General features: G+C 39.9%; 25 protein-coding genes. 13 read left to right on the top strand and 12 right to left on the bottom strand.

The window, feature by feature from the left end:
* Positions 1 to 12 precede the first annotated feature (12 nt).
* Both NIS_RS00170 and nhaA read right to left on the bottom strand, forming a co-directional pair.
* Positions 13 to 1,359, bottom strand: coding sequence for an NAD(P)/FAD-dependent oxidoreductase (locus tag NIS_RS00170; RefSeq protein ID WP_011979576.1), 1,347 nt, complete (start codon positions 1,357 to 1,359; stop codon positions 13 to 15).
* Positions 1,360 to 1,576: 217 nt separating this feature from the next.
* Positions 1,577 to 2,743 (bottom strand): Na+/H+ antiporter NhaA, encoded by a 1,167-nt coding sequence (gene nhaA / locus NIS_RS00165; protein ID WP_011979575.1) that lies wholly within the window; start codon positions 2,741 to 2,743, stop codon positions 1,577 to 1,579.
* A 109-nt stretch (positions 2,744 to 2,852) separates the two neighbouring features.
* Here nhaA and NIS_RS00160 point away from each other — a divergent pair, with 109 nt between their 5' ends.
* The 8 genes from NIS_RS00160 (at position 2,853) to NIS_RS00125 (ending at position 9,278) form a co-directional block, all read left to right on the top strand.
* Positions 2,853 to 3,161: an ArsR/SmtB family transcription factor gene (locus tag NIS_RS00160; RefSeq protein WP_011979574.1), complete on the top strand. Its 309-nt coding sequence runs from the start codon at positions 2,853 to 2,855 to the stop codon at positions 3,159 to 3,161.
* Positions 3,158 to 3,556 carry an arsenate reductase ArsC gene (locus NIS_RS00155; protein ID WP_011979573.1) on the top strand — a complete coding sequence of 133 codons (399 nt, stop codon included), beginning with the start codon at positions 3,158 to 3,160 and terminating at the stop codon, positions 3,554 to 3,556. The genes NIS_RS00160 and NIS_RS00155 overlap by 4 nt, the downstream gene beginning before the upstream one ends.
* Positions 3,553 to 3,783, top strand: coding sequence for a thioredoxin family protein (locus tag NIS_RS00150; protein ID WP_011979572.1), 231 nt, complete (start codon positions 3,553 to 3,555; stop codon positions 3,781 to 3,783). The genes NIS_RS00155 and NIS_RS00150 overlap by 4 nt, the downstream gene beginning before the upstream one ends.
* Positions 3,784 to 3,785: 2 nt before the next feature.
* A complete protein-coding gene (locus NIS_RS00145; RefSeq protein WP_011979571.1) occupies positions 3,786 to 4,730 on the top strand; it encodes a permease in 945 nt (314 codons plus the stop codon).
* On the top strand, positions 4,727 to 5,980 hold the full coding sequence (locus NIS_RS00140; RefSeq protein WP_011979570.1) for an arsenic transporter: 1,254 nt from the start codon (positions 4,727 to 4,729) through the stop codon (positions 5,978 to 5,980). Before NIS_RS00145 ends, NIS_RS00140 begins: the two co-directional genes overlap by 4 nt.
* A gap of 427 nt (positions 5,981 to 6,407) precedes the next feature.
* Entirely contained in the window at positions 6,408 to 7,634 is a 1,227-nt protein-coding gene (locus NIS_RS00135; RefSeq protein ID WP_011979569.1) for a hypothetical protein, read from the top strand.
* Positions 7,635 to 7,644: 10 nt separating this feature from the next.
* Complete coding sequence (locus NIS_RS00130) at positions 7,645 to 8,526, top strand: metal ABC transporter substrate-binding protein (protein ID WP_011979568.1); 882 nt, start codon at positions 7,645 to 7,647, stop codon at positions 8,524 to 8,526.
* Positions 8,514 to 9,278: a metal ABC transporter permease gene (locus NIS_RS00125; protein WP_011979567.1), complete on the top strand. Its 765-nt coding sequence runs from the start codon at positions 8,514 to 8,516 to the stop codon at positions 9,276 to 9,278. The genes NIS_RS00130 and NIS_RS00125 overlap by 13 nt, the downstream gene beginning before the upstream one ends.
* Positions 9,279 to 9,285: 7 nt before the next feature.
* Here the strand turns inward: NIS_RS00125 and NIS_RS00120 are convergent, their stop codons facing one another.
* The 3 genes from NIS_RS00120 to NIS_RS00110 are packed head-to-tail and all read right to left on the bottom strand — an operon-like array spanning position 9,286 to position 11,786.
* Positions 9,286 to 10,884, bottom strand: coding sequence for a GMC oxidoreductase (locus NIS_RS00120; protein WP_011979566.1), 1,599 nt, complete (start codon positions 10,882 to 10,884; stop codon positions 9,286 to 9,288).
* A complete protein-coding gene (locus NIS_RS00115) occupies positions 10,874 to 11,356 on the bottom strand; it encodes a gluconate 2-dehydrogenase subunit 3 family protein (protein ID WP_011979565.1) in 483 nt (160 codons plus the stop codon). Before NIS_RS00115 ends, NIS_RS00120 begins: the two co-directional genes overlap by 11 nt.
* 13 nt (positions 11,357 to 11,369) lie before the next feature.
* On the bottom strand, positions 11,370 to 11,786 hold the full coding sequence (locus NIS_RS00110; protein WP_041353940.1) for a hypothetical protein: 417 nt from the start codon (positions 11,784 to 11,786) through the stop codon (positions 11,370 to 11,372).
* A gap of 103 nt (positions 11,787 to 11,889) precedes the next feature.
* On the opposite strand from NIS_RS00110, the gene modA reads away from it, so the two are divergent.
* From modA to NIS_RS00090, 4 genes are all read left to right on the top strand, one after another.
* Positions 11,890 to 12,720 (top strand): molybdate ABC transporter substrate-binding protein, encoded by an 831-nt coding sequence (gene modA, locus NIS_RS00105; RefSeq protein WP_148164044.1) that lies wholly within the window; start codon positions 11,890 to 11,892, stop codon positions 12,718 to 12,720.
* Positions 12,717 to 13,484 carry an ABC transporter permease gene (locus NIS_RS00100; protein ID WP_197524227.1) on the top strand — a complete coding sequence of 256 codons (768 nt, stop codon included), beginning with the start codon at positions 12,717 to 12,719 and terminating at the stop codon, positions 13,482 to 13,484. The genes modA and NIS_RS00100 overlap by 4 nt, the downstream gene beginning before the upstream one ends.
* Positions 13,481 to 14,473 carry an ABC transporter ATP-binding protein gene (locus NIS_RS00095; protein ID WP_011979562.1) on the top strand — a complete coding sequence of 331 codons (993 nt, stop codon included), beginning with the start codon at positions 13,481 to 13,483 and terminating at the stop codon, positions 14,471 to 14,473. Before NIS_RS00100 ends, NIS_RS00095 begins: the two co-directional genes overlap by 4 nt.
* Before the next feature lie 76 nt (positions 14,474 to 14,549).
* Positions 14,550 to 14,960, top strand: coding sequence for a hypothetical protein (locus tag NIS_RS00090; RefSeq protein WP_011979561.1), 411 nt, complete (start codon positions 14,550 to 14,552; stop codon positions 14,958 to 14,960).
* A gap of 3 nt (positions 14,961 to 14,963) precedes the next feature.
* Here NIS_RS00090 and NIS_RS00085 read toward each other — a convergent pair whose 3' ends face one another.
* From NIS_RS00085 to NIS_RS00055, 7 genes are all read right to left on the bottom strand, one after another.
* The gene (locus tag NIS_RS00085; RefSeq protein WP_173026299.1) at positions 14,964 to 15,599 is read right to left on the bottom strand and encodes a peroxiredoxin; all 636 of its coding nucleotides are present in this window, start codon (positions 15,597 to 15,599) and stop codon (positions 14,964 to 14,966) included.
* A 263-nt stretch (positions 15,600 to 15,862) separates the two neighbouring features.
* On the bottom strand, positions 15,863 to 17,719 hold the full coding sequence (locus NIS_RS00080; protein WP_011979559.1) for a DUF505 domain-containing protein: 1,857 nt from the start codon (positions 17,717 to 17,719) through the stop codon (positions 15,863 to 15,865).
* Between the two features lie 108 nt (positions 17,720 to 17,827).
* Positions 17,828 to 18,382: an HdeD family acid-resistance protein gene (locus NIS_RS00075; protein WP_011979558.1), complete on the bottom strand. Its 555-nt coding sequence runs from the start codon at positions 18,380 to 18,382 to the stop codon at positions 17,828 to 17,830.
* Positions 18,383 to 18,391: 9 nt separating this feature from the next.
* Positions 18,392 to 18,838: a DUF1931 family protein gene (locus NIS_RS00070; protein ID WP_011979557.1), complete on the bottom strand. Its 447-nt coding sequence runs from the start codon at positions 18,836 to 18,838 to the stop codon at positions 18,392 to 18,394.
* A gap of 11 nt (positions 18,839 to 18,849) precedes the next feature.
* Positions 18,850 to 19,725, bottom strand: a complete 876-nt coding sequence (locus NIS_RS00065; protein WP_011979556.1) for a YfdX family protein — start codon at positions 19,723 to 19,725, stop codon at positions 18,850 to 18,852.
* Positions 19,726 to 19,785: 60 nt separating this feature from the next.
* Positions 19,786 to 20,457, bottom strand: coding sequence for a Crp/Fnr family transcriptional regulator (locus NIS_RS00060; protein ID WP_011979555.1), 672 nt, complete (start codon positions 20,455 to 20,457; stop codon positions 19,786 to 19,788).
* Positions 20,457 to 21,161 (bottom strand): succinate dehydrogenase/fumarate reductase iron-sulfur subunit, encoded by a 705-nt coding sequence (locus NIS_RS00055; RefSeq protein ID WP_011979554.1) that lies wholly within the window; start codon positions 21,159 to 21,161, stop codon positions 20,457 to 20,459. The genes NIS_RS00060 and NIS_RS00055 overlap by 1 nt, the downstream gene beginning before the upstream one ends.
* A 79-nt stretch (positions 21,162 to 21,240) precedes the next feature.
* Between NIS_RS00055 and NIS_RS00050 the strand changes: the two genes are divergently transcribed.
* Positions 21,241 to 22,482, top strand: coding sequence for an APC family permease (locus NIS_RS00050; RefSeq protein WP_083754337.1), 1,242 nt, complete (start codon positions 21,241 to 21,243; stop codon positions 22,480 to 22,482).

Below are 22,482 nucleotides of genomic sequence, written 5' to 3'. Positions count from 1 at the left end.
GCCCTTTTGGGTCTACATAAACATATCTCGATACATCCCTTTAGCCCACTCAAAAAGCCCTTTACCGTTCATCACTCCGACTTTTCCATCCCATTTCTCGTTTGTAGCAGCATTATGGAATCCAAAAGCTTTTTTCGCTTCATTATATTTGTACTCTGCATTTACAGAAATCGCTCGCACAGGATCACCAGATACAGCAGAGTAACAAACCGTCAAAGGAGATTTCCATTTCGGCTCTTTCCCTTTGATGCGCGCTGCAATCATACTTGCAACAATATGCCCCTCTGTATTTGCCGTATTTCCAGATTTGCTAAACCCCATCGGTCTCACATCTCCTGTACAGTACACATCCGGATCGGCTTTTGTTTGGTAGGTAAAAGGATCGATATCGGCCTCTGCCTTGTTAAAAACACTATCTTTTGCTACACCGGCAATTTCCAGTATTTTTCCTCCTCGTACTCTTGGATAGAGCGCAGCATCTGCAAAATCGATCTCCTCACCAAGTTCTGTTTCAACTCTTTTTTTGTCAAGATCGATATTTGTAATGGTGGAACCTGGTAGATACTCAATATAATCTTTATAGAGCTTTTCAAATGCAGAGTGAAACCCATCTTTTTTGATGGTAATATCCGGGTTTTCATCAAGTAAAATCACTTTTCCAGGAATCTCCTCTTTTTTCATATACCAGGCAATCAAACAGGCTCTCTCATAAGGAGCGGGCAAACATCTGTAATTACCGCCTGGAACAGTTAACACAAAATTACCGCCTTCAAAATCTTGCACTTTGTTTCGTAGAGTCAAATGTTCGCTTCCTGGAACAAATCCTGCAGGATATTCGGTTCTTAGTCTATTTTCAAACTCCACATCACCATTTGTCCATCGTGAATAGTCATAATCGATCCCAGGAGCAAGTACCAAGTAGTCATACTTTACAGCCCCTTCGTTGGTAAAAACTAGCTTACTGTCTCTGTCGACATCATGAACCATAGCATTTAAAAATGTATAGTTATTATTGCGAGCTGCTTGTAAATAGTCGTGAGTCAAAAACTCCAAATCTACTAAACCAACTAGCCACAAGTTACTGACAGGACAGCTCATAAATGATGCACGTCTTTCAATAAGCACCACATCTGCTTCAGGCGCATACTTTTTCACATACTTGGCAATGGAAAGTCCAGACCATCCACCACCGACAACGACAACTCTCGGCCCCTTTGCTTTTGGAATCGGCGCCATGCATAAACCAGCCTTTGCAGCACTTGGTTTTGCACTGCCACTGGATGCCGTGCATCCACTCAAAGCTGCTCCAGCTGCAGCAATTCCTCCAAGCTTAAGCAAATCTCTTCTAGTAAGAGCCATGTGTAATCCTTTCGAGTTCAAATTTGGGGCGAAATTCCAATTTGAACATCGCTCAATCGAAATGATAATATCCATCAGCTTAATTTAATATTAGAATTATTTATAAAAAATTTATAAATTAATTCATAATATCTTATATTCTACTTTTTGATATTATTAATAATACTGATTTATTTTAAACAGAGTAATATTGGGATAACGGATAAAAAGAAGGAATTTAGGGTGCGCTACTCTTAGAAAGAACTATATAACCCCATATTCCCGAAAGTAGCGAACCTATCAATACTGCAAGTTTATCGGCGTATTGATAGATCTGTGCATCTTCATAGGCTAAAGAATCGATAAAAAGGCTCATTGTAAACCCGATACCGGCTAGCACGGCAACGCCATAAAACTGTATCAGTGTACTCTCTTTTGGTAGCTTTGCAATTTTAAGTTTTACGGCCAAATATCCAAATCCAAAAACACCCAACTGTTTTCCGATGAATAGTCCAAGCATTATCCCCATAGGGACACTACCAAATAGCTCCGACATAGAAATATTTTGCAGATTCACTCCAGCGTTGGCAAAAGCAAAAAGAGGCAAGATAAAAAAGTTCACCCATAGATGAAGTCCATGCTCCATCTGCTTCGTTAGCTCATATATTTTTCCATTTTTGTTGATTCGATAAGGAATCAAAAGTGCGAGTGCCACACCTGCCAGTGTGGCGTGCACTCCAGATTTTAAAACACTCACCCAAAGAGCAACTCCAACGAGAATATATGCTCCCTTGGAAATTACACACATTCTATTCATGATAAATAGTATTGTTAAAGCGATGGAAGCTACAACCAAAGAGGTTAAAGATAACTTTGTCGTATAAAAAAGAGCTATCACGATAATGGCCCCAAGATCATCGACAATGGCCAATGTCATTAAGAAGACCTTGAGTGAAAAGGGGATTCTATTTCCCAGCAAAGATAAGACTCCAAGAGCAAAGGCGATATCGGTAGCCGTAGGAATCGCCCATCCATTCAAAGCTTTTTCATCATGAAAATTGAGCGAAGCAAAAAGTAGGGCCGGGACGACCATCCCACCTAGGGCTGCAATAGCTGGAAAAGTCATTTGAGAAATTTGCGATAGATGGCCATCCACGATCTCCCGTTTGATTTCAAGCCCCACATAAAAGAAAAAAACCGCCATTAATCCATCATTGACCCATAAAAGCAACGGTTTTGCGATATGTAGTGCACCGAAACGAATCTCCACTGGTGTATGTAAAAAACTATCATAAAAACTCGATAGTGGAGAATTCTCCAAAAAAAGAGCCAAAAGCGTAGCGATAATAAGTAAAATTCCTATAGTAGACTCTTTATGTAAAAGTGCAACCACTTTTCCTTTCATGACGATTCCTTATTGTATGAATGCTATGCTAAATATTATCATATTATCATATAAATATATATTGATTTATTGATTAGTTTTTTGGTACTATTCCTCCAAAGGAGTCAAAATGGATCGGTTTTTGCAAACAAGCGGAGCGCTCTATGATGAGACACGGGTAAAAATTCTTCGATTTTTACTTGAAAATGGCGCAAGCTGTGTTTGTGAATTGCAAAGCTCTTTGGATCTTGGCCAATCAAGATTATCACGCCATCTCAAAATCTTAAAGGATGCCGGTTTTTTAACAAGCAAAAGAGAGGGAAAATGGATCTATTATGATTTATCTAAAGATCTCGATCCTCTCCAACAGTGTGCCCTAGAGGTTATCAAACAGTTGCCAATTGATCTACCAAACAAAATGAAGGAGTGCTCCATATGAAAAAGGTCTTGATTTTATGCACAGGAAACAGTTGTCGATCCATTCTGGCCGAAGGGCTCATCAACAGATATTTTGAAAATGTCGAAGCCAAAAGTGCCGGCAGCAAGCCAAGCGGCAAGGTGAATGCTAACGCCAAAAAAGTGCTTCAAAAAGAGGAAGCCTGGAGAGATAGCTACCACTCAAAATCGATCGATGAGGTTATGGATGAGGATTTTGATCTTGTAATGACTGTATGTGACAATGCAAAAGAGTCCTGTCCGGTTTTTCCCAAAAAAACAAAAGTTGTACATGTTGGATTTGAAGATCCGGACGGCAAGCCCTATGAAGCTTTTGAAGATTTGGCCAAAGAGATGAAACAAAGACTATTCCCAATCATACAAAAGGAGCTCGCATGACAATAAAGATACTTGGAACTGGTTGCGCAAAATGTAAAGCGCTGGAAGAGAATGTCAAAAAAGCTGTTGCGAACAAAGGGATATTTGCTCAGATCGAAAAGGTTGAGGATATCAACGAGATTATGAACTATGGGGTGATGAGTACACCAGGGCTTGTGATCGATGAGAAGGTTGTCAGCACAGGTAAGCTTCTTACACCTGAGCAAATCGAAAAACTTTTAGACTAACCATGTGGAAAAACTTCGTTGATACCCTGGTTTATCAGTGGCTTGGGCTTTCTGGCAAACTTGCCGACGCCTTTGATTTTTTTATTTATGATACGGTAAAGATTTTTACCCTATTGGTAGTCATTATCTTTTTGATTACCCTTATAAGAAGTTATTTTCCAATTGAGCGGGTACGGGACTATCTGGCTACAAAGCACCCTCTTGTAGGCCACGTTTTAGCAGCGCTCTTTGGCATTATCACGCCATTTTGCAGCTGCAGCGCCATTCCGCTTTTTTTAGGTTTTTTGCAAGCAAGAATTCCACTTGGCATCACCTTTAGCTATCTTATCTCCGCTCCTATGAACAATGAGATTGCTATCGCCTTGCTGTTTGCTCTATTTGGGTGGAAAATAACGGCTCTGTATATCGGATTTGGCCTTTTGGTTGCGATACTGGCCGGAATTATTATTGGAAAAATGGATCTGGAAGATGAGATTTTGATCAAACCAAAACCAATGAATGCCGAAGCTTTCGAGGCGGTGCCACTTCCATTGAAAGATAGAGCCATAGAGGCCCGGTATCATACAATGGATCTGCTCAAAAAAATATGGGCCTATGTAGTGATTGCGGTAGCAATCGGAGGATTTATCCACGGATACGTTCCGACTGACTTAATTGTCCAGCTTGCCGGGAAAGACGCATGGTATGCCGTGCCTTTGGCAACCCTTCTTGGCGTTCCGATGTACTCCAATGCTGCTGGGGTTTTACCTTTGATTGAAGTTTTGGTGGACAAGGGCATGAGTCTTGGAACGGCTCTAAGCTTTATGATGGCCATTACGGCTCTGAGTCTACCAGAAGCGATGATTTTGAAAAAGATCATGAGCACAAGACTGCTTGCTATCTTTTTTGGGGTAGTAAGCGTTGGTATCATGATCATCGGATATCTTTTTAACTGGATTTTGTCATGATTACTGCAATCACTCTTTTTTTGGTCGTTTTAATCCTCATAATCTGGCAGCCAAAGGGGCTACAGATTGGTACAACGGCAATGCTCGGAGCGGTAGCTGCACTTTTGCTTGGCGTTGTAAGCTGGGGTGATGTGGTAGAGGTTGTCAGAATTGTTTGGGATGCAACGTTAGCCTTTATTGGTATCATCATTTTATCGATGGTTTTGGATGAAATCGGTTTTTTTGAGTGGGCAGCACTGAAGATGGCAAAGCTGAGTGGCGGAAGTGGCACAAAGTTGTTTATCTACTCTTTGATTCTTGGAGCAATAGTCGCCGCCCTTTTTGCCAATGACGGGGCAGCCTTGATTTTGACGCCTATTTTGCTATCAAAGATGCGAATACTAAAACTTGATCAAAAAGCACTTTTTGCTTTTGTTATGGCTGGCGGATTTATAGGAGACAGCGCTTCCAATCCGCTCGTGATTTCCAATCTCACCAATATCGTTACGGCTGACTATTTTGGTATCGGCTTTTGGGAGTATGCAAAAGCGATGTTTTTGCCAAATCTTTTAAGTATTATTGCCTCAATTGTGGTGCTTTACGTCTATTTTCGTAAAAGCATTCCAAAAAAGGTGGATACAACGCTGCTAAAAGATCCATCAAGTGTTATCAAAAACCAAACGATGTTTATGCTCAGCTGGCTCTTTTTAGGTCTACTTCTTGTTGGCTACTTCATTGGAGATATCTACCACATTCCAGTCTCAATCTTCGCTTTGGGAGGTGCTTTGGTCTTTTTGGCGCTTGGAGCGCACTTCAAAGCAGTCAAACCTCTCATGACACTCAAAATCGCCCCTTGGCAGGTGGTATGGTTTAGTATAGGACTCTATGTAGTGGTTTTTGGACTCAAAAACGCTGGACTCACCGATGAGATAGCAAAGATAATTGTGGCTTTGCAAGATATGAGCCAAACCCATGCAGTATACGGTACAGGATTCTTATCGGCTCTTCTTAGTTCAGTGATGAACAATATGCCAACAGTTATGGTGATGGATATAGCACTGGACCAAGCAAACGCCCAGCACCTAGCCTATGCGAATATTCTTGGATGCAACCTTGGACCGAAAATGACACCTATTGGCTCACTCGCTACGCTTCTTTGGCTGCATGTTTTGGCTAACAAAGGCGTAAAAATTGGCTGGGGAGAGTATATGAAAGTGGGACTGGTCATAACACCTCCCGTTTTAGCAGTAGCGCTGCTTGGCCTATTGTAAAATAGTGACTAAACAAGGCGAAACAGCTGCAAATTGTAATAGATAAAAATTTGCTCTTCGTCGAGCCTGTTTAGTCAACTCTTTAGTTTGTGCTACAATTTCTCCAAATGAAAAAAAGACTCATAGTAAAAAAATTTATTAGTATTACTCTATTAGTTGCAACCCTCCTTGGAGTCTTCCATCACCACGATGACCTCAAACCCCATAACAACTGTCCTGTTTGCGTGTTGCAATCCAATATCTCAAGTGGTGACACCCCGATATCTTGCCAAATTATAGATATTGAAACAGTCCCTTTTTTACCTGTAAGAACGCTTCTTACTCTAAAGCTATCAAATAGACCCACTCTTCTAAAAGTTCGCTCTCCACCTGTAATGCTCTAAACTATTCACATTATTATTTTTAAAATCATATAGAGGAGAGTAGTATGAAAAAATTTCTTTTAGGCTCTATTGCTCTTACATCTGTGCTTTTTGCCCAAACAGAAGTTGAAGAGCTCAAAAAAATCGTATCCAAACAGCAAAAAGTGATTGAGCAGTTGCAAAAACGCTTGGACGCACTTGAAGCAAAAGATAAAAATCGACAACTTGAAGAGCTCAAAGCAAAAATAGAACAAGCCACTAATACTACGGCTGCATTCAACCAAACGAATTTCTTGCCGGATATCGCTTTTATTTTAAATGCTTCGGCAGTTGCAAGAGATGTGAAAAACTCAGAGTATGAAGGCTATTCCATTCCTGGATTTATCAAGAAGGCAGAAGAGGAGGATCTGGCATTTAACAAAAACAGAGGATTTAATTTCAACTATGCTGAACTGGCACTCCACTCGGCAGTGGATCCATATTTGGATGCATTTGCTATCTTTCATCTGCATCCCGATGAGTTTGAGATAGAAGAGGCGTTTGTAACAACAAGAAGCCTGCCATACAATCTTAGAGTGAAAGCCGGAAAATTCAGAAGTGACTTTGGTCGCATCAACGCCAAACATCAACACAGCTGGCACTTTGATACCCAGCCACTTGTTTATAAAGCGATGCTGGGCACTGATGGTATCAACGATGCTGGTATTCAACTGCAGTGGATAGCTCCGACTGATACGTATCTCATGTTTGGAATTGAGGCTATGCAAGGAAGTAACGAGAGAAGCTTTGGATATGGTGAAAAAAACAATCTCTATGTTGGTTATATCAAAACGAGTACAGATGTAAGTGATACAACTCTCTTGGCAGGAGCCAGCATCGCCCATGGGAAACATATAGAGAATAAAGAGACAGATATCTATGGTTTGGATCTGACTACCAGAACCTATCTCGATGCCTACAGCTTTTTGACATGGCAAAGTGAAGCTTTATGGCGCTATAAAGAAGATGCAACAACACAAGCCGGTCTTTATACTCAGCTTGTCTATCAGATCAACAGAAACTATAGCTGTGGCGTTCGATACGATACACTCTTTAAAAATAGCGACAATCAACCGGATGATCTTGATCGTTATACCGCAATGATAGAGTATAAACCCTTTGAGATGTCTCGTCTTCGGCTCCAATATAGCCATGATCGGTCCAAAATGATTGGTGGTGTCAGAAAAGATATCAATGAGATAATCTTTTCGATCAACATTGAAGCTGGCGCTCACGGCGCACATGCATTTTAAAGGATACATAATGAGAAAAATAGTTTTAATACTTTTAATTTTTACAGGAGTCTTTGCAAAAGTAGATGTAGTTGCAACCTATGGCTATCTTGGTGAAATTGTCAAAAGAGTGGGGGGCAAATATGTCAAAGTAAACGTATTAGCCACTCCTAAATACGATCCCCATTTTGTCGTGCCAAAACCCTCATTGATAGGGAAACTGAGCCGAGCCCATATGCTTGTTATCAATGGAGCCGGACTTGAAATCGGCTGGCTTCCACCACTCTTGACAAGCGCAAACAACGGCAAAATAAATCCGGGTCGTCTTGGATTTGTCGATGCCAGCCAGGTTATAGAGCTCATCAATAAACCAAAAGCAGTCTCCAGAGCTTATGGCGATATCCACCCCCAAGGCAACCCGCACTTCAATACGGACCCGCACAATATCATCCCGATTGCGATGCTAGTAGCATCAAGACTGCAAAAGATTGATTCACTCCATGCTAAAGAGTATGAAAAAAATCTTGCCTCTTTTTTACAACACTGGAAGAGTTTTTTACAAGAGTATGACGCAAAAATGGCTCCATGCAAAGGATTGAAAGTTGTACAGTATCATCAGCTTTACAACTATTTTCTAAATCGCTACAAAATTGTGAGCGTTGGAACCATTGAATCCCTTCCTGGCATCACTCCAAGCTCGAAACATACCTTAAAACTCATTGCTCTTATGAAGCAAGAAAATGTCAAAACCATTTTGCAAGACCCATACCACGAAAAAAAGACAGCTAACTACATTGCAGCAAAAACGGGAGCAAGAGTTGTTATACTTCCTCACGATATAGGTGCAGTGCCGGGTGCCGATAGTTTGGAAAACTTCTACCTCATCTATGAGAAAAGATTATGTCAGCGTTAACAATTCTTTGGCCAGCCTTTGTGCTGGCCATTTTGCTCGTTTTTATTCACGCCGTTTTTGGGATTGAGATTATTAAACGAGGAGTTATATTTACCGACCTTGCTATTGGGCAGATTGCTGCTGTCGGAATGGCCATAAGCTTAGCCTTTTTGGATGGAGCCTACCAAACCCCTCTTGTATTTCTCTTCGCACTCGGTGCAGGTATAATCATAGCGATTGCTACGAAAAAAGTAGCCTTTATTGAAGCATTTATCGCTCTTTTATACGCCCTTGGAATCTCGTCTATTATGCTGATCTTAGCCCAAAGCAGCGAGGGGGTGGAGCTGTTTAACAAAATGAGTGCTACCGATATTTTGTTTACCATGCCAAAAAATGTAGGCAAAGCCGCTTTGATATATACTTTTGTAGCCCTTGTGATGTTTTTTGTCTATCCTAAACTGACAGGTCTACCAAAAGAGATTCTTTTTTTTTCGATGCTGGCCATCACAGTCACCTCATCGGTACAAAATGCAGGAGTTTTAGTGGTTTTTGCTTTGCTTATCGCTCCGGCATACGCAGCAATGGTTCAAAAAAAGGTACCAAAACTTCTTTTTGCCTGGACTTTTGGCACTCTTGCAACTATTGTAGCCTTACTTTTTTCATATTTTTTGGATCTACCAACAGGCTATGCCATTATCTTTTGCGTTGTTCTTTTTTCACTCATTTTTGTCATAGTGCGCTCGATAGATACAGCAAAAAAGTTTGATTTGTAAAACTTTTTTAGTTTATGCTCTTTCGTAATTGCTTTTTGACATTCTCAGCCACTCGAAAGGCGTTTGCATAAATGGTCCAGGTATAAGGAACGCTTCCGCCAGTTGGCATAAAAGAAGCATCACTGATGTAGAGGTTCTCTAGATCCCAAGATCTGCAAGTTGGATCGAGAAGAGAATTTTTAGGATCATTTCCAAATCGGCATCCACCTGCCACCAGGTTGGTGGGTGGATCATCGCTCAAAGAGTAGTAGAGCGATGTTGCACCCATTTTTTTCAGTACCTCTATCCCTTTTTTTCCTAAAAAGTTTGCAACTTCTCTGTTTCTTGGATGGGCATCCAGATAGATAGCTGCAACGTTGATCCCCCATCTATCTTTCAAACCCGGTTCTATGCCAATGTGGCAACGATCGGTAGGTAGCCAGTCATTGAACACTTCAAACTGTATTACCCGCTCATTGTTGATCTTCTCCAATCGTTTCGCCAACTGCGCACCCCAAAGAGGCTTGTTGCCGTTCCACATTCTATTTTGCGCCTGCATGATGATATTGCTATGTTCAAACAAAAAATCGATCACTCCTCCCTTTTGCCGTCGATTACCCTTCTCATACACATACCACTCTTTCAAGCTTCTATTCAAAAAGAGAGCTCTATTTTGAAGTTCCGTAAAGAGATCTTCGTGCATCATCTCTTTTTTCATCACTCCTCCGCCAATCCCACCTGCACTGAAAATGAGGTTTTTCCCAAGGTGGGATGAGCTGTTGGCAAGGCCATTGGGAAAGTATCTATTCTTTGAATTGAAAAGCAGTCTAACCGTCTCAATAGGTGAAAGTGCCAAAACGAAGATTGAGGCACGGATCTTATGTGATTTTTTCTTTTGATCAAAATAGTACAGCGTATGCACCCTTTTTGCATCGCTATCAAGCTTATATACAAAAGAGTTATCTAATATCTTAACATCTTGCAGCATAGCCTCTCGTGAACTCGATTTTGCGCCGCTGCTGCAGCCATAACTTCCACAAAATCCCGAATAGACGCAGCTGTTTCTATCTCCTTTAGGTAAAGAGAGAATGGCCCTGGGAGTTTTTACGGGACGAATCCCTAACTTTCGACACGCTTCATCAAACCATTGTGCAGCAATATTCTCTTTCAAAGGAGGATAGGGTAGTCCCTCTCCACTGACTCCTACAACATGAGCAACTTTGTCATAATAGGGTTTCAAATCCTCATATGTTATGGGCCAATCCTCGATATTTGCTCCTTCTATGGCACCAAATTCCGTTTTTAACCGAAAATCGATAGGCTGCATCTGGTGAAAATAGCCACTCATAAAATTGGTAGCGCCTCCTACGAGGCTTCCGTTATTGAAACTCCATCCACACTCTTTGCCAACGTAACGCTTACCATTTTGATAGATGACATGAAACTCTTCATTGATATTGCTTCGGAATATCCCTCTTCGAAGTGCGATCTCATCTTTACTGAAATCTTCCCTTTTGATATATGGACCTTTTTCTACTACCACCACATCAAATCCAGCTTGCTGTAAAACGTAGGCTATGGGAGCTCCTCCGGCACCGCTGCCTACAATACACACATCAACTTCCACGATATATCCTCTTTGGTCTTGGAAATCCTGGCGTAAAACCGACTCTTTCCCATCCCAACCCTTTCGGATTTATGCCATAGATCGGATCACCCAGTGTTGCTTCCAGAAGTAAAATGGTGTACTGGGTTATCATCTCTTTGCCCCAGTTATACTCAAGCAGCTCTTCAAGAAGGAATTGTCGCTCGTTATTTGCAAGTGCATCGAAACTTTTTCTCTTTTTTTCTATAGAAAATGTATCGAGCCAAAGAAGAGAATTTTTCAAAAATTTCCTTTTTTTGTCGTTCAATGAAGGATGCGTGAAAATAAAATAGATATAGTTTTGAGAAGCGTTTCGTAGCGGTTTGTCTGAATAGGGGATGAGCATTTCAATGAGTGCTTGGAGCGTCTCTTTTTGATCTTTAGCCAAGAGAGTCGCGGGTGGAACAAAGAAAGAGGCGCCGCAAAGTATCAGAAAGGCTCTTCTTTTTTCCATCAATCTATTCAATCTATTTTTTATCGCACATAGGACACTTCATCATTTTTTGATCTTTCATCTGCATAGACTCTTGTTTCATCTGCTTCATACGTGCTTTACACTCTTTCATCATATTTTTCATCTTTTCCATACATTCACATTTTGCCATCATCATTTTTTTCATAGGCATATTCATACTTTGTGGTTTCATATTCATCATACCATCACCACATTTATTCATATTTTTCGTACTATTTTTTTCTTGCATCTTCTGCATCATTCCAGAATTACACTTATGCATTCCATTTTTATTCATCATCTCATTTTTATCCATCATTTTGGTTTCACTCTTTGGCATCATGCCAGAGCCACACTTCATTTCGCTCGCTTGCAAACCCATCATTCCTATCAAAGCCATTGCAGCTACAAATATCGTTACTCGTCTCATAACATCTCCTTTTGTTTAATTCCCTATACTATACAAAATCGAGTGTGCAATTTTCGTGTAAACATAGTACATGCTATAATTTTTGAAAAAAGAGGGAGGGGATGTGAAAAAAATAGTTCTCCTTGTTGCTTTTTTGACAGTGCTTTTAGCAAAAGAGCATCTTTTAATCTTTGCTGGAAGTGCCAGCAAACCAGCGACCGAAGAGGCTGCCAAAGCCTTCGAGAAAAAAACGGGCATACATGTAGATATCATCTTTGGTGGAAGCGGTTTTGTGCTTTCACAAATGCAGCTTACAAAGCAAGGAGATCTCTACTTTCCAGGAAGCTCAGACTATATGGAGATAGCCAAGAAAAAGGGGCTTGTGGATCCAAAAAGCGAAAAAATCGTTGTCTATTTGGTTCCAGCCATCAATGTCCCAAAAGGAAATCCCAAACATATTCACTCTCTAAAAGACCTTACAAAACCTGGTATTAAAGTCGCTATCGCAAATCCGCAAGGGGTATGTGTTGGGGCATACGCCATTGAGATACTGGAGAAGAACTTCACTCCCAAACAAAAAAAGCAGTTTCGAAAAAATCTTGTGGGATATACAGGATCGTGTGCCAAAACGGCCAATGCAGTTGTTTTACAGCAAGCGGATGCAGTCATCGGCTGGAGAGTGTTTCACTACTGGAATCCCGAAAAAATCGAGACGATCCCCTTAAAGCCCAGTGAGATTGTCCGTATAGGCTATATCCCTATTGCCATCTCCAAATTTAGCCGCCATCCAAAACTTGCCCAGCAGTTTATCGACTTTTTAACATCACAAGAAGGGCAAAAGATCTTTGCCAAGTACCACTATTTTGCAACGCTCGATGCGGCGAAGGAATTTATTGGGGCTACAAAACCTGTGGGTGGCACATATCAGGTACCACAGGAGTGGATCGGGCAGTGAAGCGATTGACGATTCCTTTTGCTCTATTTTTACTGCTTTTATATGGAGGATTGATCGCTTCCATTTTGTACTTTTTTCATCCAAACGAATTCCTTTCCTATCTTCATTCAGCTAGGATCCTCTTTGCTGTAAAAACATCCCTTCTAGCTGCAACCATTGCTACAATTCTAGCTCTTTTGGTTGCAATACCGGCAGGTTTTGCTCTTTCGCGCTACTCCTTTATGAGCAAAAACATTATCGATACACTCCTCGAATTTCCTATGGTGGTCTCTCCAGCAGCCTTGGGAGCCATCGTTCTTATCTTTTTCAACAATCCTTTGGGAGAGTGGATACAAAACAACCTCATCACATTTGTTTTCAGCTTCAGCGGTATCGTTTTGGCGCAATTTCTAACCATTGCTGGCGTTGCGACTCGCTTTGCAAAAGCGGCGTTTGACGAGGTGGATACGGAGTTTGAAAATACGGCAAATACTCTTGGAGCAAATCCTTTGTATACCTTTTTTACTATCACTTTACCTTTGGCAAAAAGAGGACTAATTGCAGGAATGATTCTTAGCTGGGCAAAAGCGCTGGGAGAGTTCGGAGCTACTTTAACGATTGCGGGAACGATGCCTTTTCGTACGGAGACACTGCCCATTTCTATCTATCTGCATCTCGAGATGGCAGATATCAAAGGCACAGTGACAATCATTCTGATACTTCTATCCTTTGGTCTTGGAGCACTTTTTCTTACAAGAATGCTCCTACAAAGGTTGCAAAGGTGATCGCTCTTCACAATGTACATGCAATGATGGGCTCATTCACTCTCGAAGGGATTAATCTTTCGGTGCCTACTTCTTCCCATGCTCTGCTTGGTCCATCCGGGGCTGGGAAAAGCACCCTTTTGAAATTGATTCTCGGGCTAATTCAACCTCAATCTGGGAAAATCTATTTTGATCAAAAGGATATCACTTCACTCCAACCCCATGAAAGAGATTTTGGTTATGTTCCACAGCATTTGGCCCTTTTCCCCCATATGAATGTACATGAGAACATCCTGTATGGCCTTAAAGCACAAAAAAAAGATGTCGATAAAAAGTTTCTCGATGAGTTGCTCACTTTGAGCCGTCTTGAACCACTGCTTCATCGATATCCATCCACCTTAAGCGGAGGGGAACGTCAAAGGGTGGCCCTTCTTAGAGCCCTCGCTATTCAACCAAAACTTCTCGTTCTGGATGAACCTTTTAGTGCTCTAGATATGACATTGAAACAAGAGCTTTGGATGTTTTTGAAAAGGGTACAAAAAGAGTTCGCAATTCCAACACTTTTTATAACACACGATTTGGACGAAGCCTATTTTTTGGCCGATTCCGTCTCTGTGATGATCGATGGAAAAATCGAACAAACAGGTACAAAAGAGGAGGTTTTTTCTCATCCAAAAACCATTTCTGTCGCAAAATATCTTGGATATAAAAATATCTTCAAAGCCTATACGAAAGATGGGGTTCTTTACATCCCTTCGTTGCAAACATCCTTTCAAACCAATATACGATGCGAAAAAGAGTGTGATATCCTCATTGTACCCGAAAAGATCTTGTTGCAACCTTCTTCAAAAAACTCCCTTCATGGATCAATAGAGTGGCTACAGTTCAAAGAGCATTTTCTTGGCATTTTTAAAACAGAAAATGGCGCATATGTATATATCAAAAGCAAAGAAAAAATCGATACCAACTCTATATCCGTTCCACCTTCCGCATTTATCAAACTGCATTAATTATAATTTTTATTTAAATTAAAAAATATCTTTTTGCGCTATATTTATTATAGATATTTATTTTTTAGGATCTGTTATGAATGATAGGGTCGCTACTGCAACACATGGGTTTAAATCGGCAACAGGTGGTGACACCCATCTTTTTATTTTCATTCTCATACTAGCAGATATCTTATTTATTGTCATTGGAGGAACTCTTTTTTTCTCCCAAAAAGAGAGAAGAGAGAAGTTCAAGCGTTTCTTTCAGAGACTTCAAAAAGCACGAGTGACCCATTCTGATGGGAAAAAACTATTTAACTATATGAATAAAAAGTTTGATGGTCACCATTTTCTCTTTTTTCAAGAGGAAACAGTTGCCAAAAAAGCAACGGAATCGACGGGTATAAAAGGGGATTTTGGTGTATTTTTCCCTGAGCTAAATCAAAAAATAAAAAAGAATACGAAAAAAGGTTATATGAAAAAAATAACATCAGGCCAAAGGGCCTGAAATTTATTTCGACTCTTTGTAGCAGAACCACCAATCATAGCAGCTATACTCTTCGGTTCGTTTCTTCGCAGTTTCGCAATCAGTAGCAGGTGGGATGATAACCTTATCGCCAATAAGCTCATTTTCTGGCCAGTTTGCAGGTGTTGCAACACCTTCGGCATCACTTTTTTGAAGTGCTTTAACAGCCCGTACAATTTCAGGAATGTTTCGACCAATCTCTTGTGGATAGTAAAGAATTGTTCTCACAACTCCTTCAGGATCGATGATAAAGACTGCTCGAACTGTATTGGTTCCTTTGTTTGGGTGCACCATACCAATTTGCGCTGCCAATGTGTCTGTTGCTGCAATAATTGGAAATTCGATTTCTACATCAAGTTTCTCTTTAATCCACTCAACCCATTTGATATGGCTGAATACTTGGTCGATGGATAGACCAATCAGCTGTGCACCAATCTCGTCGAAATCCTTTTTGTGCTTTTGAAAACTGACAAATTCAGTCGTACATACTGGTGTAAAGTCTGCAGGATGGCTAAAAAGTACTGTCCATTTTCCTTTCAAATCATCTGGTAAACTCATTGGTCCATGTGTTGTTTGGACATTGATTGATGGAAACTTATCTCCAAGTAGTGGCATTCCCATTTCCCCCTCCTTCTTATTTATATTCACTTTCTGTAAAATCTCATCGATTACCTCATCCAAAGAGCGCTTTTCTGCTTTTGCTTTTTCTTTGAGTTCATCGATACTCTCACTTACAAGGCTCATCACCTTTTTGACAACATCCACCTGAGAATCCAATATCTCTTGCAGCTTTTCATTGAATCCCATATTTTCCTCCTTTATGGGATATTAGTAATAATAGTTTACATCTTTTTACTTAATTTTTCTGCAACTTTTGTTGCAACTCAGCCGTTGAGGATTTCAACGGCTTGAAGCATTTTTAATCCCGCTTCATTGACGCTGTTTTTTCCTAAAAATTTCGCTTCTCGCGCAGCTATATAGGCTTTTTCAAAACTCTCTTTACTAAGACCACTTTTTTGAATAGCTTCTTTGATATTTTCAGGCATTATACGTACCTTTTGCTCTTTGACATACATACTTCCAGTCTGGGCAATCGCTTTGACTACACGGTAAATCGTTGGATTTACAGGAACTCCAAACCCTTCTGGCACACCACTCAACGCTTCATCCATCAATTTTCCATATTCGGTCTCAATGATGTGTCCATCCGGTAAAATTTCGATAAACCCTTTGGCTTCGAGTTTATCAAGGGCTTCTTTTCGATGCATATACTCATCTTCATGTAAAGTCTTATCTAAAATAACTTCACAAGATACGCCATGGTCCGGAATCATTTTAAAAATATCCATTTCATAGCGCGTCATGAACGGAAGTTTTTCACCATTTGCAAGCTCTTCGTAAAGGAGACCTGAACTGCTTGGCTCATAGGTTCCCAAAATTCGCTCTTTTCTTGCCTCTTCCACCCACTCTCTGTTTGGAGAACTAAAGATTTTATTTGAAATCGTAAGGGTTTTCACGCTCCAAGAGTGGATACTTCGCTCATCAGCCTGATCTTGGATAACTTTTTGACCGTTTTCAGTGACATAGTAGACTGCTCTTCCTTTGCTATCAACTCCTTCTTGAATAAGACCGAATGTCTCCAAGCTGTAAAGATACTCTCGAAGATCGAAGTTTTCTTCAAACCACTGCACCATATCTTTTGCTTCACCAAACTTTTTGGCAATCTCTTGCTTTTTCTTCGGCATCTCATCAAGTCTTCTTCCATATTTTTCAAGAATACGTTTATATTCTCGTACTTTTCTATCCACAAGCTCTTTTTTGATTTCATCAAAGTTTGCCGTCTCTTCTGGATTTGAAGTGTACTTCTCTTTCCAGATTCGATCGATCGTTTTAAGCGTTTCAACTTCCTCTTTTTCAATAGCAAAAGATCGAAGTGGTTTTTCTGTTTTATCCTTAAAGATTCGATAGACCTCTAACGCTTTCTCTCCAGCTTTTGTCAATGTATCGACATCGCTTACATATCCAAGAGCTTCTAACTGCATAAGCCTATCTACATCCACATCCTCTCCATCGGCTACCAAAGCGATAGATTCCAAAATAGAGATATCCAAAACACTTCCCTCATTTGCCCATCCGCCAAGAGTCAATGTCTCTTTGACCGCTTGTCCAAGTTCTGTGAAGGTAAAAAAGTCTCCATGCGGCACTGAGTATGCGATGAGCCGCATTGCCTCTAACAAATCTTTACTATTTCCTTCAATTGGCAGATAGTGTGCATCCGTTGGCCCCATAGGAGATTTACGAATATATTCAGCAAGCTTAGCATCGATTGAGAGTTCTGGTTCAGTAATGGCATACGCATTAAAAAGTTCAAGAGCAGCAGAAGTGAGTTCACCACTTTTTGCAAATCCTCTTCTTTCTAGTTCATCATTCGTCACTTTTGTTGTTTTGTTTTTACCTTTAATGGCTGCATCAATCATGGCAATAACTTCAGAACTTACCCATTTGAAGTTCTCTTTCCACTCATCTATCTTTTCTATGCTATTTTCTATATCAGCCAATATTTGCGCTACGATTGAACCGCTATATGTCAGTTCTATTTTTGCAGGAATCGGAAATCGGACAAGACCAGAGAGATTGAGCTCTTCGACAGCCTCTTTATTGAGTTTTTCCACATTGATTGTTTTATCATCGCTTCTGTGCAGTGCCAGCAATATTTTTGCCGCTTCCTTTTTAATTACCATTTTTTTCTCCTTCTTGTAATTATTTAAAGCAATTGTAAATAAATTTGAGGAGATTATCTGCAACTTTGATAGCATAAAAAGACTCATAAGAGAAAAGTCTCTTATGAGTTAGTCAAGTTTTTTAATTTGGGAGCTCATCGTAAGAAGAATGATTCCATCAAAGAAAAGGCTGATTCCAACAAAAAGACCCACTAAAAACAGAGAACTAAATGGCCAACCGATCAAAAAGATCACACCTATAACAATAGACAAAATTCCATTAAGTAAAATTAACCACCAATACTTATTCTCTCCCTTCATCTGTCCAGAAAGTGCAAAAGAGGCAAAACCATCCATAAAAAAGTAGATAGCCAAAATAATTCCGAGCGCTGCAACTCCAGGAAGCGGGAAAAAGATAACCAAAGCCCCTGTTAAAAAGTAGATAAAGGCTTTAAGCCATCCAAGCCAGTCCTTTCTATCTGTCTGCCATGTATGATATCCGATGGTAATCCCACTGAATATGAATAAAAAAGCAACGAAATAGGCTGTCGTCAAACTCATGATAGCGGGAAAGAAAATTCCCACTAATCCTAAAAGCAAAAAGATCACTCCAGCAATTTTGGAATGCTTTTCAAAATTTTTCAGTAGCTCTTTGTTATCGAGCATATTTTGATAACCAACCATAACAGCCTCCTATAACGTCAAATCCATGACACTTTTGGCTTTTTCAATGAGCTCATGTGTTACGGATCTATTTTCTTCGTCTAGTTTTTTCATGATTCTTGCTAAAACAAGTGTCAAACCACCTACAATCTCAGGAAGGCTCTTTTCAAGCTCCGCTTCCAACTCCAAAAGAGGAGGATAGGTTGCAAGACGCTCCAAAATATCTTTCAGCTCAATCTCTTGTTCCAGTTTTTTAAACTCATTGATCGTCTCTTCCAAGCCTTTTGTTATAGGAAGATCATATTTCCATATAACATCTCTGTTATTGTATTTTGCCGCTTTTTGTCCCATTAAAAGCAAATCATACAGTTTTTGCTCTACAATATCTGTTACCTCTTTTGCATGTCCCTTTTTGATATCTAGACTCGCACCTCTTCGAAACAGTTCCTCTAAATGATGAAATCCTACTACTGCCATGGTTTTCTCCTTTATTTATTGATTTTTTTCACAGCTTTTTCTTTAAACTCTTTGAGTTTTTCCAAAAGTTCCTCAAAAAGTTTTTCGGCTCTGTTTTTGCCTTTGATCTCTTTTTCCACCTTTTCGATCATATCTTCTAGCATCTTGTATGTTGTATCGGAATCACTTGTATAACCAAGAGCTTCGGCTTTTTTGAGATCCCGTTTTGCCTCGTCAAGCATATCGAGAGCTTTTTTCTTATCTTTTTTTGCCTCTTTTTGGGCAACTTCAACAAGATGGATCGCTTGTAAAAGCGGGATAGGTGTGACAACATCAACTTCTACAAATGTTGCGAGTGCTTGATTTAAAACGTTTTTCGCTTCATTGATTCTGTTTTCATGCAAAAATTTAGCAGCTAATTTCAATGCCGCTGGATAGGAAGCTAATGGAAGATTGACAACTTTTAACACAATTTCGCTTCGTAACGTATCGAGAATCGCTCGTGCTTCTTGGATTTTATTTTGCGCTAACAACGCCTTTACGCTAATAATCGCAGTTTTAATATCTTGCAGTGTTCCTGGAAAATCGACAACTTCGATTGTACTGTCTATCGGAATAAGTGCAGGAGCGTTTGGGGCACTGAGCACTACTTCCAATTTGCCAATGGCATCTTCAAGATCTTTGATGGCCTGATCTTTATTCCCTTTTTCCAGTTCTGCGAGCACTTTATTGGTCAATGCAACGGCATCAACGGCCTCTTGTACAATTTTGAGCTCTTTTTGCTCTTTTTTGACTTCTGTTTTTGCTTGCGCAACAGCTTTGTTTGACTCGGCTTTACTTGCAACAGAAGCAAAGGCACCGCTGACCAACAGTGAAGCAGCCGCAATACTCACAAAGAGTTTTTTCATTTCAACCTCCTTTATCTTTTTGGTTGAAATGATTTTAGTACGATTATAGAAAATTATCTGCTACTTCAGTTGCAATCGATCAATGAGTTTAGCAATATTGTTCAGTTTGATTTTTTTTCGCTCCACTTCTAGGCTGCCATCTTTTTTTAACTCTTGAATATGCCTATTGACTACATGGCGGACAGTCCCTATCAGTGAGGCTAACTCTTCATGAGGAAGATCGTGGATGAGTTTAAGCTTGGCGGTAGATGGATCGAAATTTTTCAAAAGAAGCTTAATAAATCTGGATGAGGTATCTAAAAGACTCAAATCCGTAGCAAGTTCTTCAAGATTTCGCATCTCGTTGGCAACATAGCGGAAAAAAAGTTTCCGAAAATCCTTGTTACTATCGATCCACTCTCGCACTTTATCGATTGGAATACGAAGGGCTTTGGTGTCTTCATATGCTTGGGTGACAACTTCATGAGGTTTGTCATCCATCAAAACAACTACATCAAACATATCACCACGGCTTAAAATCTTGATTGTCTGCTCTTTAGAAGTTTCAAAATTGAACTGATACACCTTTATACGACCTTCTATGATAAAATAGAAATAACGCATCGTATCATCACTATTCATTGCCGGCATATTTTTATAAAATTCAACGATTTTGCCGTATCGATTGATATCATCGATAATGAAATTTGGCACTGCTGAAAAAAGTTCTATATTGTAAGCGTTTCTATCCATCAAAACTCCAATCCAAAACTTCCAAAAGATCCCATATTTGGATTCGTATGGCCAAATCTGGCAGCCCAACTTTGCAGCATCAAAATATCATTTTTCGGATCAATCCCCTGTGGACAGACTATCGTACAATTACCACAAAGCGTACAGTCCCATATACCGTTTCGTACCACTGCATCGATATGCTCTTTTTTCTCCTCTTCCCTTGCATCGATGACATATCGATATGCCCTTGTCAAAGCAAATGGACCCAAAAAAGAGTCATTTGTCTCATAGACTGGGCAACTGCTATAACAGCTTTGACATAAGATACAATCGCTTTGCTTTTCAAACTGCTCAATATCACTCTCTTGAAGCTGCTTTTCTTGCATCGACAATGGATAAGCCTTTGCATTTTTAAGTGTTTCCAAAGCTTTCTGCCCATCTACCACAAGATCTCGCAACACTTCGCTATTTTGCAAAGGCTCTACGAAATCACCCTCTTGAACTCTATACTCACAGGCCAGTACCTCTTTGCCATTTACCCGCATCGCGCAACTGCCACACACTCCACTGCGGCACATGGAGGAAAATGTAAGCGTTCTGTCTTTTTCTTTTTTGATATATTCTAAACTCTCCAAGAGTGTCAGCTGAGGTGGGATTTCATACTCCATATCGATTGATGGAGGTTCGAACTGTGGATGATATCTTCGTACCTTTATCTTCATACAGACTTCTTTTCTCGTTATTATGCAATGATATAAGTAATTATAGTGCAAATTGATTACAATTATATTAAGAAAATAGATGGAGAGAAAAATGGGCGAACCTTCTTTAAAACGTGCAGTCACACTTCCTTATCTCATCTTTTATGGGGCTGGGAACATTATAGGTGCCGGAATATATGTTCTTATTGGTAAAATTGCCCAAATCAGCGGCAATTATGCACCTTTTTCATTTATACTCGCTTGTTTTGCAGTTCTATTTACGGCACTTTGCTACGCAGAACTTGCGGCCCGTTATCCTTATGCATCCGCAGAAGCTTACTATCTTAAACATGCATTTTCTTTGCCCAATATCTCTACTCTTGTGGGTTTTATTATTATCCTTACCGGGATTCTCTCATCTTCTGCCATAATAAGCGGATTTTATGGCTATCTCAGACCTATAGTCGATATCGGAGAGTTTTTGACACTCTTTTTGACACTGCTATTTTTAACCGGTATTGCGATATGGGGAGTAAAGGAGTCCGTGACACTCACTGCACTTTTTACGCTCATTGAAATTTTTGGTTTAGTATTGATCATCTTCTATGGATTTTCATCGATAGATATGGCAAACGTTGCAATCGAGCGCTATATTCCACCTTTAAAAATTGATATTTGGATACAGATCGCTTTAGGAAGTTTTCTAGCGTTTTATGCATTTATTGGCTTTGAAGATATCGTTAAACTCTCAGAAGAGGTGGTAGATGTTCAAAAAACTATGCCTAAAGCTATAATTATCACACTCTTTTTGGTAACGGTTCTTTATATTCTCATAGCTTTTGTAAGTGTTACCGCCATCGATCCTCAAACCCTTGGGAAAAGTGATGCACCGTTGGATGAGGTATTCAAAAAACTCACTGGTGGCGAAAGTCATCTTTTGGGCATCATAGCACTCTTTGCCATAATCAACGGTGTACTTGTACAGATCATTATGGTTTCGAGAATGCTGTATGGATTGGCAAAACAGAAAAATTTACCGCAATTTCTCGCAACTATCCATCCTCGTACTCGTACACCCCTCTACGCTACTATTATAACCGGTCTATTTATACTTCTTTTTGCATATTTTATCGATCTTGTTAAACTTGCAGAACTTACCAGCTATGGGCTCTTTATCGTCTTTATTCTTATCAATATGGCGCTAATAAAAATTAAAAGACAAGAGCCCTATTTCAAAGGGTTCAAAGTTCCTATATCGATACCTTTTATTGCTCTTTTTATCAATGTATTACTGCTTTGCATTAAACTCTTTTCAGATCTTTATGGTTTTGGCAGTCAATAA

Origin of the sequence: Nitratiruptor sp. SB155-2, from assembly GCF_000010325.1 — a bacterium.
Lineage (GTDB): Bacteria > Campylobacterota > Campylobacteria > Campylobacterales > Nitratiruptoraceae > Nitratiruptor.
Note: the sequence above shows the minus strand (reverse complement) of the source record. Positions and strands in the feature narration are given on the sequence as shown.

Bases quoted from the DNA above. Each gene is read 5' to 3' on its own strand.
- NIS_RS00060 (WP_011979555.1), bottom strand. From the start codon at position 20,457: ATGGATAGAAACGCTTACAATATAGAACTTTTTTCAGCAGTGCCAAAT.
- NIS_RS00140 (WP_011979570.1), top strand. From the start codon at position 4,727: ATGATTACTGCAATCACTCTTTTTTTGGTCGTTTTAATCCTCATAATC.
- NIS_RS00125 (WP_011979567.1), top strand. From the start codon at position 8,514: ATGTCAGCGTTAACAATTCTTTGGCCAGCCTTTGTGCTGGCCATTTTG.
- NIS_RS00155 (WP_011979573.1), top strand. From the start codon at position 3,158: ATGAAAAAGGTCTTGATTTTATGCACAGGAAACAGTTGTCGATCCATT.
- NIS_RS00170 (WP_011979576.1), bottom strand. From the start codon at position 1,359: ATGGCTCTTACTAGAAGAGATTTGCTTAAGCTTGGAGGAATTGCTGCA.
- NIS_RS00115 (WP_011979565.1), bottom strand. From the start codon at position 11,356: ATGGAAAAAAGAAGAGCCTTTCTGATACTTTGCGGCGCCTCTTTCTTT.
- NIS_RS00090 (WP_011979561.1), top strand. From the start codon at position 14,550: ATGAATGATAGGGTCGCTACTGCAACACATGGGTTTAAATCGGCAACA.
- NIS_RS00050 (WP_083754337.1), top strand. From the start codon at position 21,241: ATGGAGAGAAAAATGGGCGAACCTTCTTTAAAACGTGCAGTCACACTT.
- NIS_RS00070 (WP_011979557.1), bottom strand. From the start codon at position 18,838: ATGGCAGTAGTAGGATTTCATCATTTAGAGGAACTGTTTCGAAGAGGT.
- NIS_RS00055 (WP_011979554.1), bottom strand. From the start codon at position 21,161: ATGAAGATAAAGGTACGAAGATATCATCCACAGTTCGAACCTCCATCA.
- NIS_RS00085 (WP_173026299.1), bottom strand. From the start codon at position 15,599: ATGGGAATGCCACTACTTGGAGATAAGTTTCCATCAATCAATGTCCAA.
- nhaA (WP_011979575.1), bottom strand. From the start codon at position 2,743: ATGAAAGGAAAAGTGGTTGCACTTTTACATAAAGAGTCTACTATAGGA.
- NIS_RS00150 (WP_011979572.1), top strand. From the start codon at position 3,553: ATGACAATAAAGATACTTGGAACTGGTTGCGCAAAATGTAAAGCGCTG.
- NIS_RS00130 (WP_011979568.1), top strand. From the start codon at position 7,645: ATGAGAAAAATAGTTTTAATACTTTTAATTTTTACAGGAGTCTTTGCA.
- NIS_RS00110 (WP_041353940.1), bottom strand. From the start codon at position 11,786: ATGAGACGAGTAACGATATTTGTAGCTGCAATGGCTTTGATAGGAATG.
- NIS_RS00065 (WP_011979556.1), bottom strand. From the start codon at position 19,725: ATGAAAAAACTCTTTGTGAGTATTGCGGCTGCTTCACTGTTGGTCAGC.
- NIS_RS00080 (WP_011979559.1), bottom strand. From the start codon at position 17,719: ATGGTAATTAAAAAGGAAGCGGCAAAAATATTGCTGGCACTGCACAGA.
- NIS_RS00160 (WP_011979574.1), top strand. From the start codon at position 2,853: ATGGATCGGTTTTTGCAAACAAGCGGAGCGCTCTATGATGAGACACGG.
- NIS_RS00075 (WP_011979558.1), bottom strand. From the start codon at position 18,382: ATGGTTGGTTATCAAAATATGCTCGATAACAAAGAGCTACTGAAAAAT.
- NIS_RS00135 (WP_011979569.1), top strand. From the start codon at position 6,408: ATGAAAAAATTTCTTTTAGGCTCTATTGCTCTTACATCTGTGCTTTTT.
- NIS_RS00145 (WP_011979571.1), top strand. From the start codon at position 3,786: ATGTGGAAAAACTTCGTTGATACCCTGGTTTATCAGTGGCTTGGGCTT.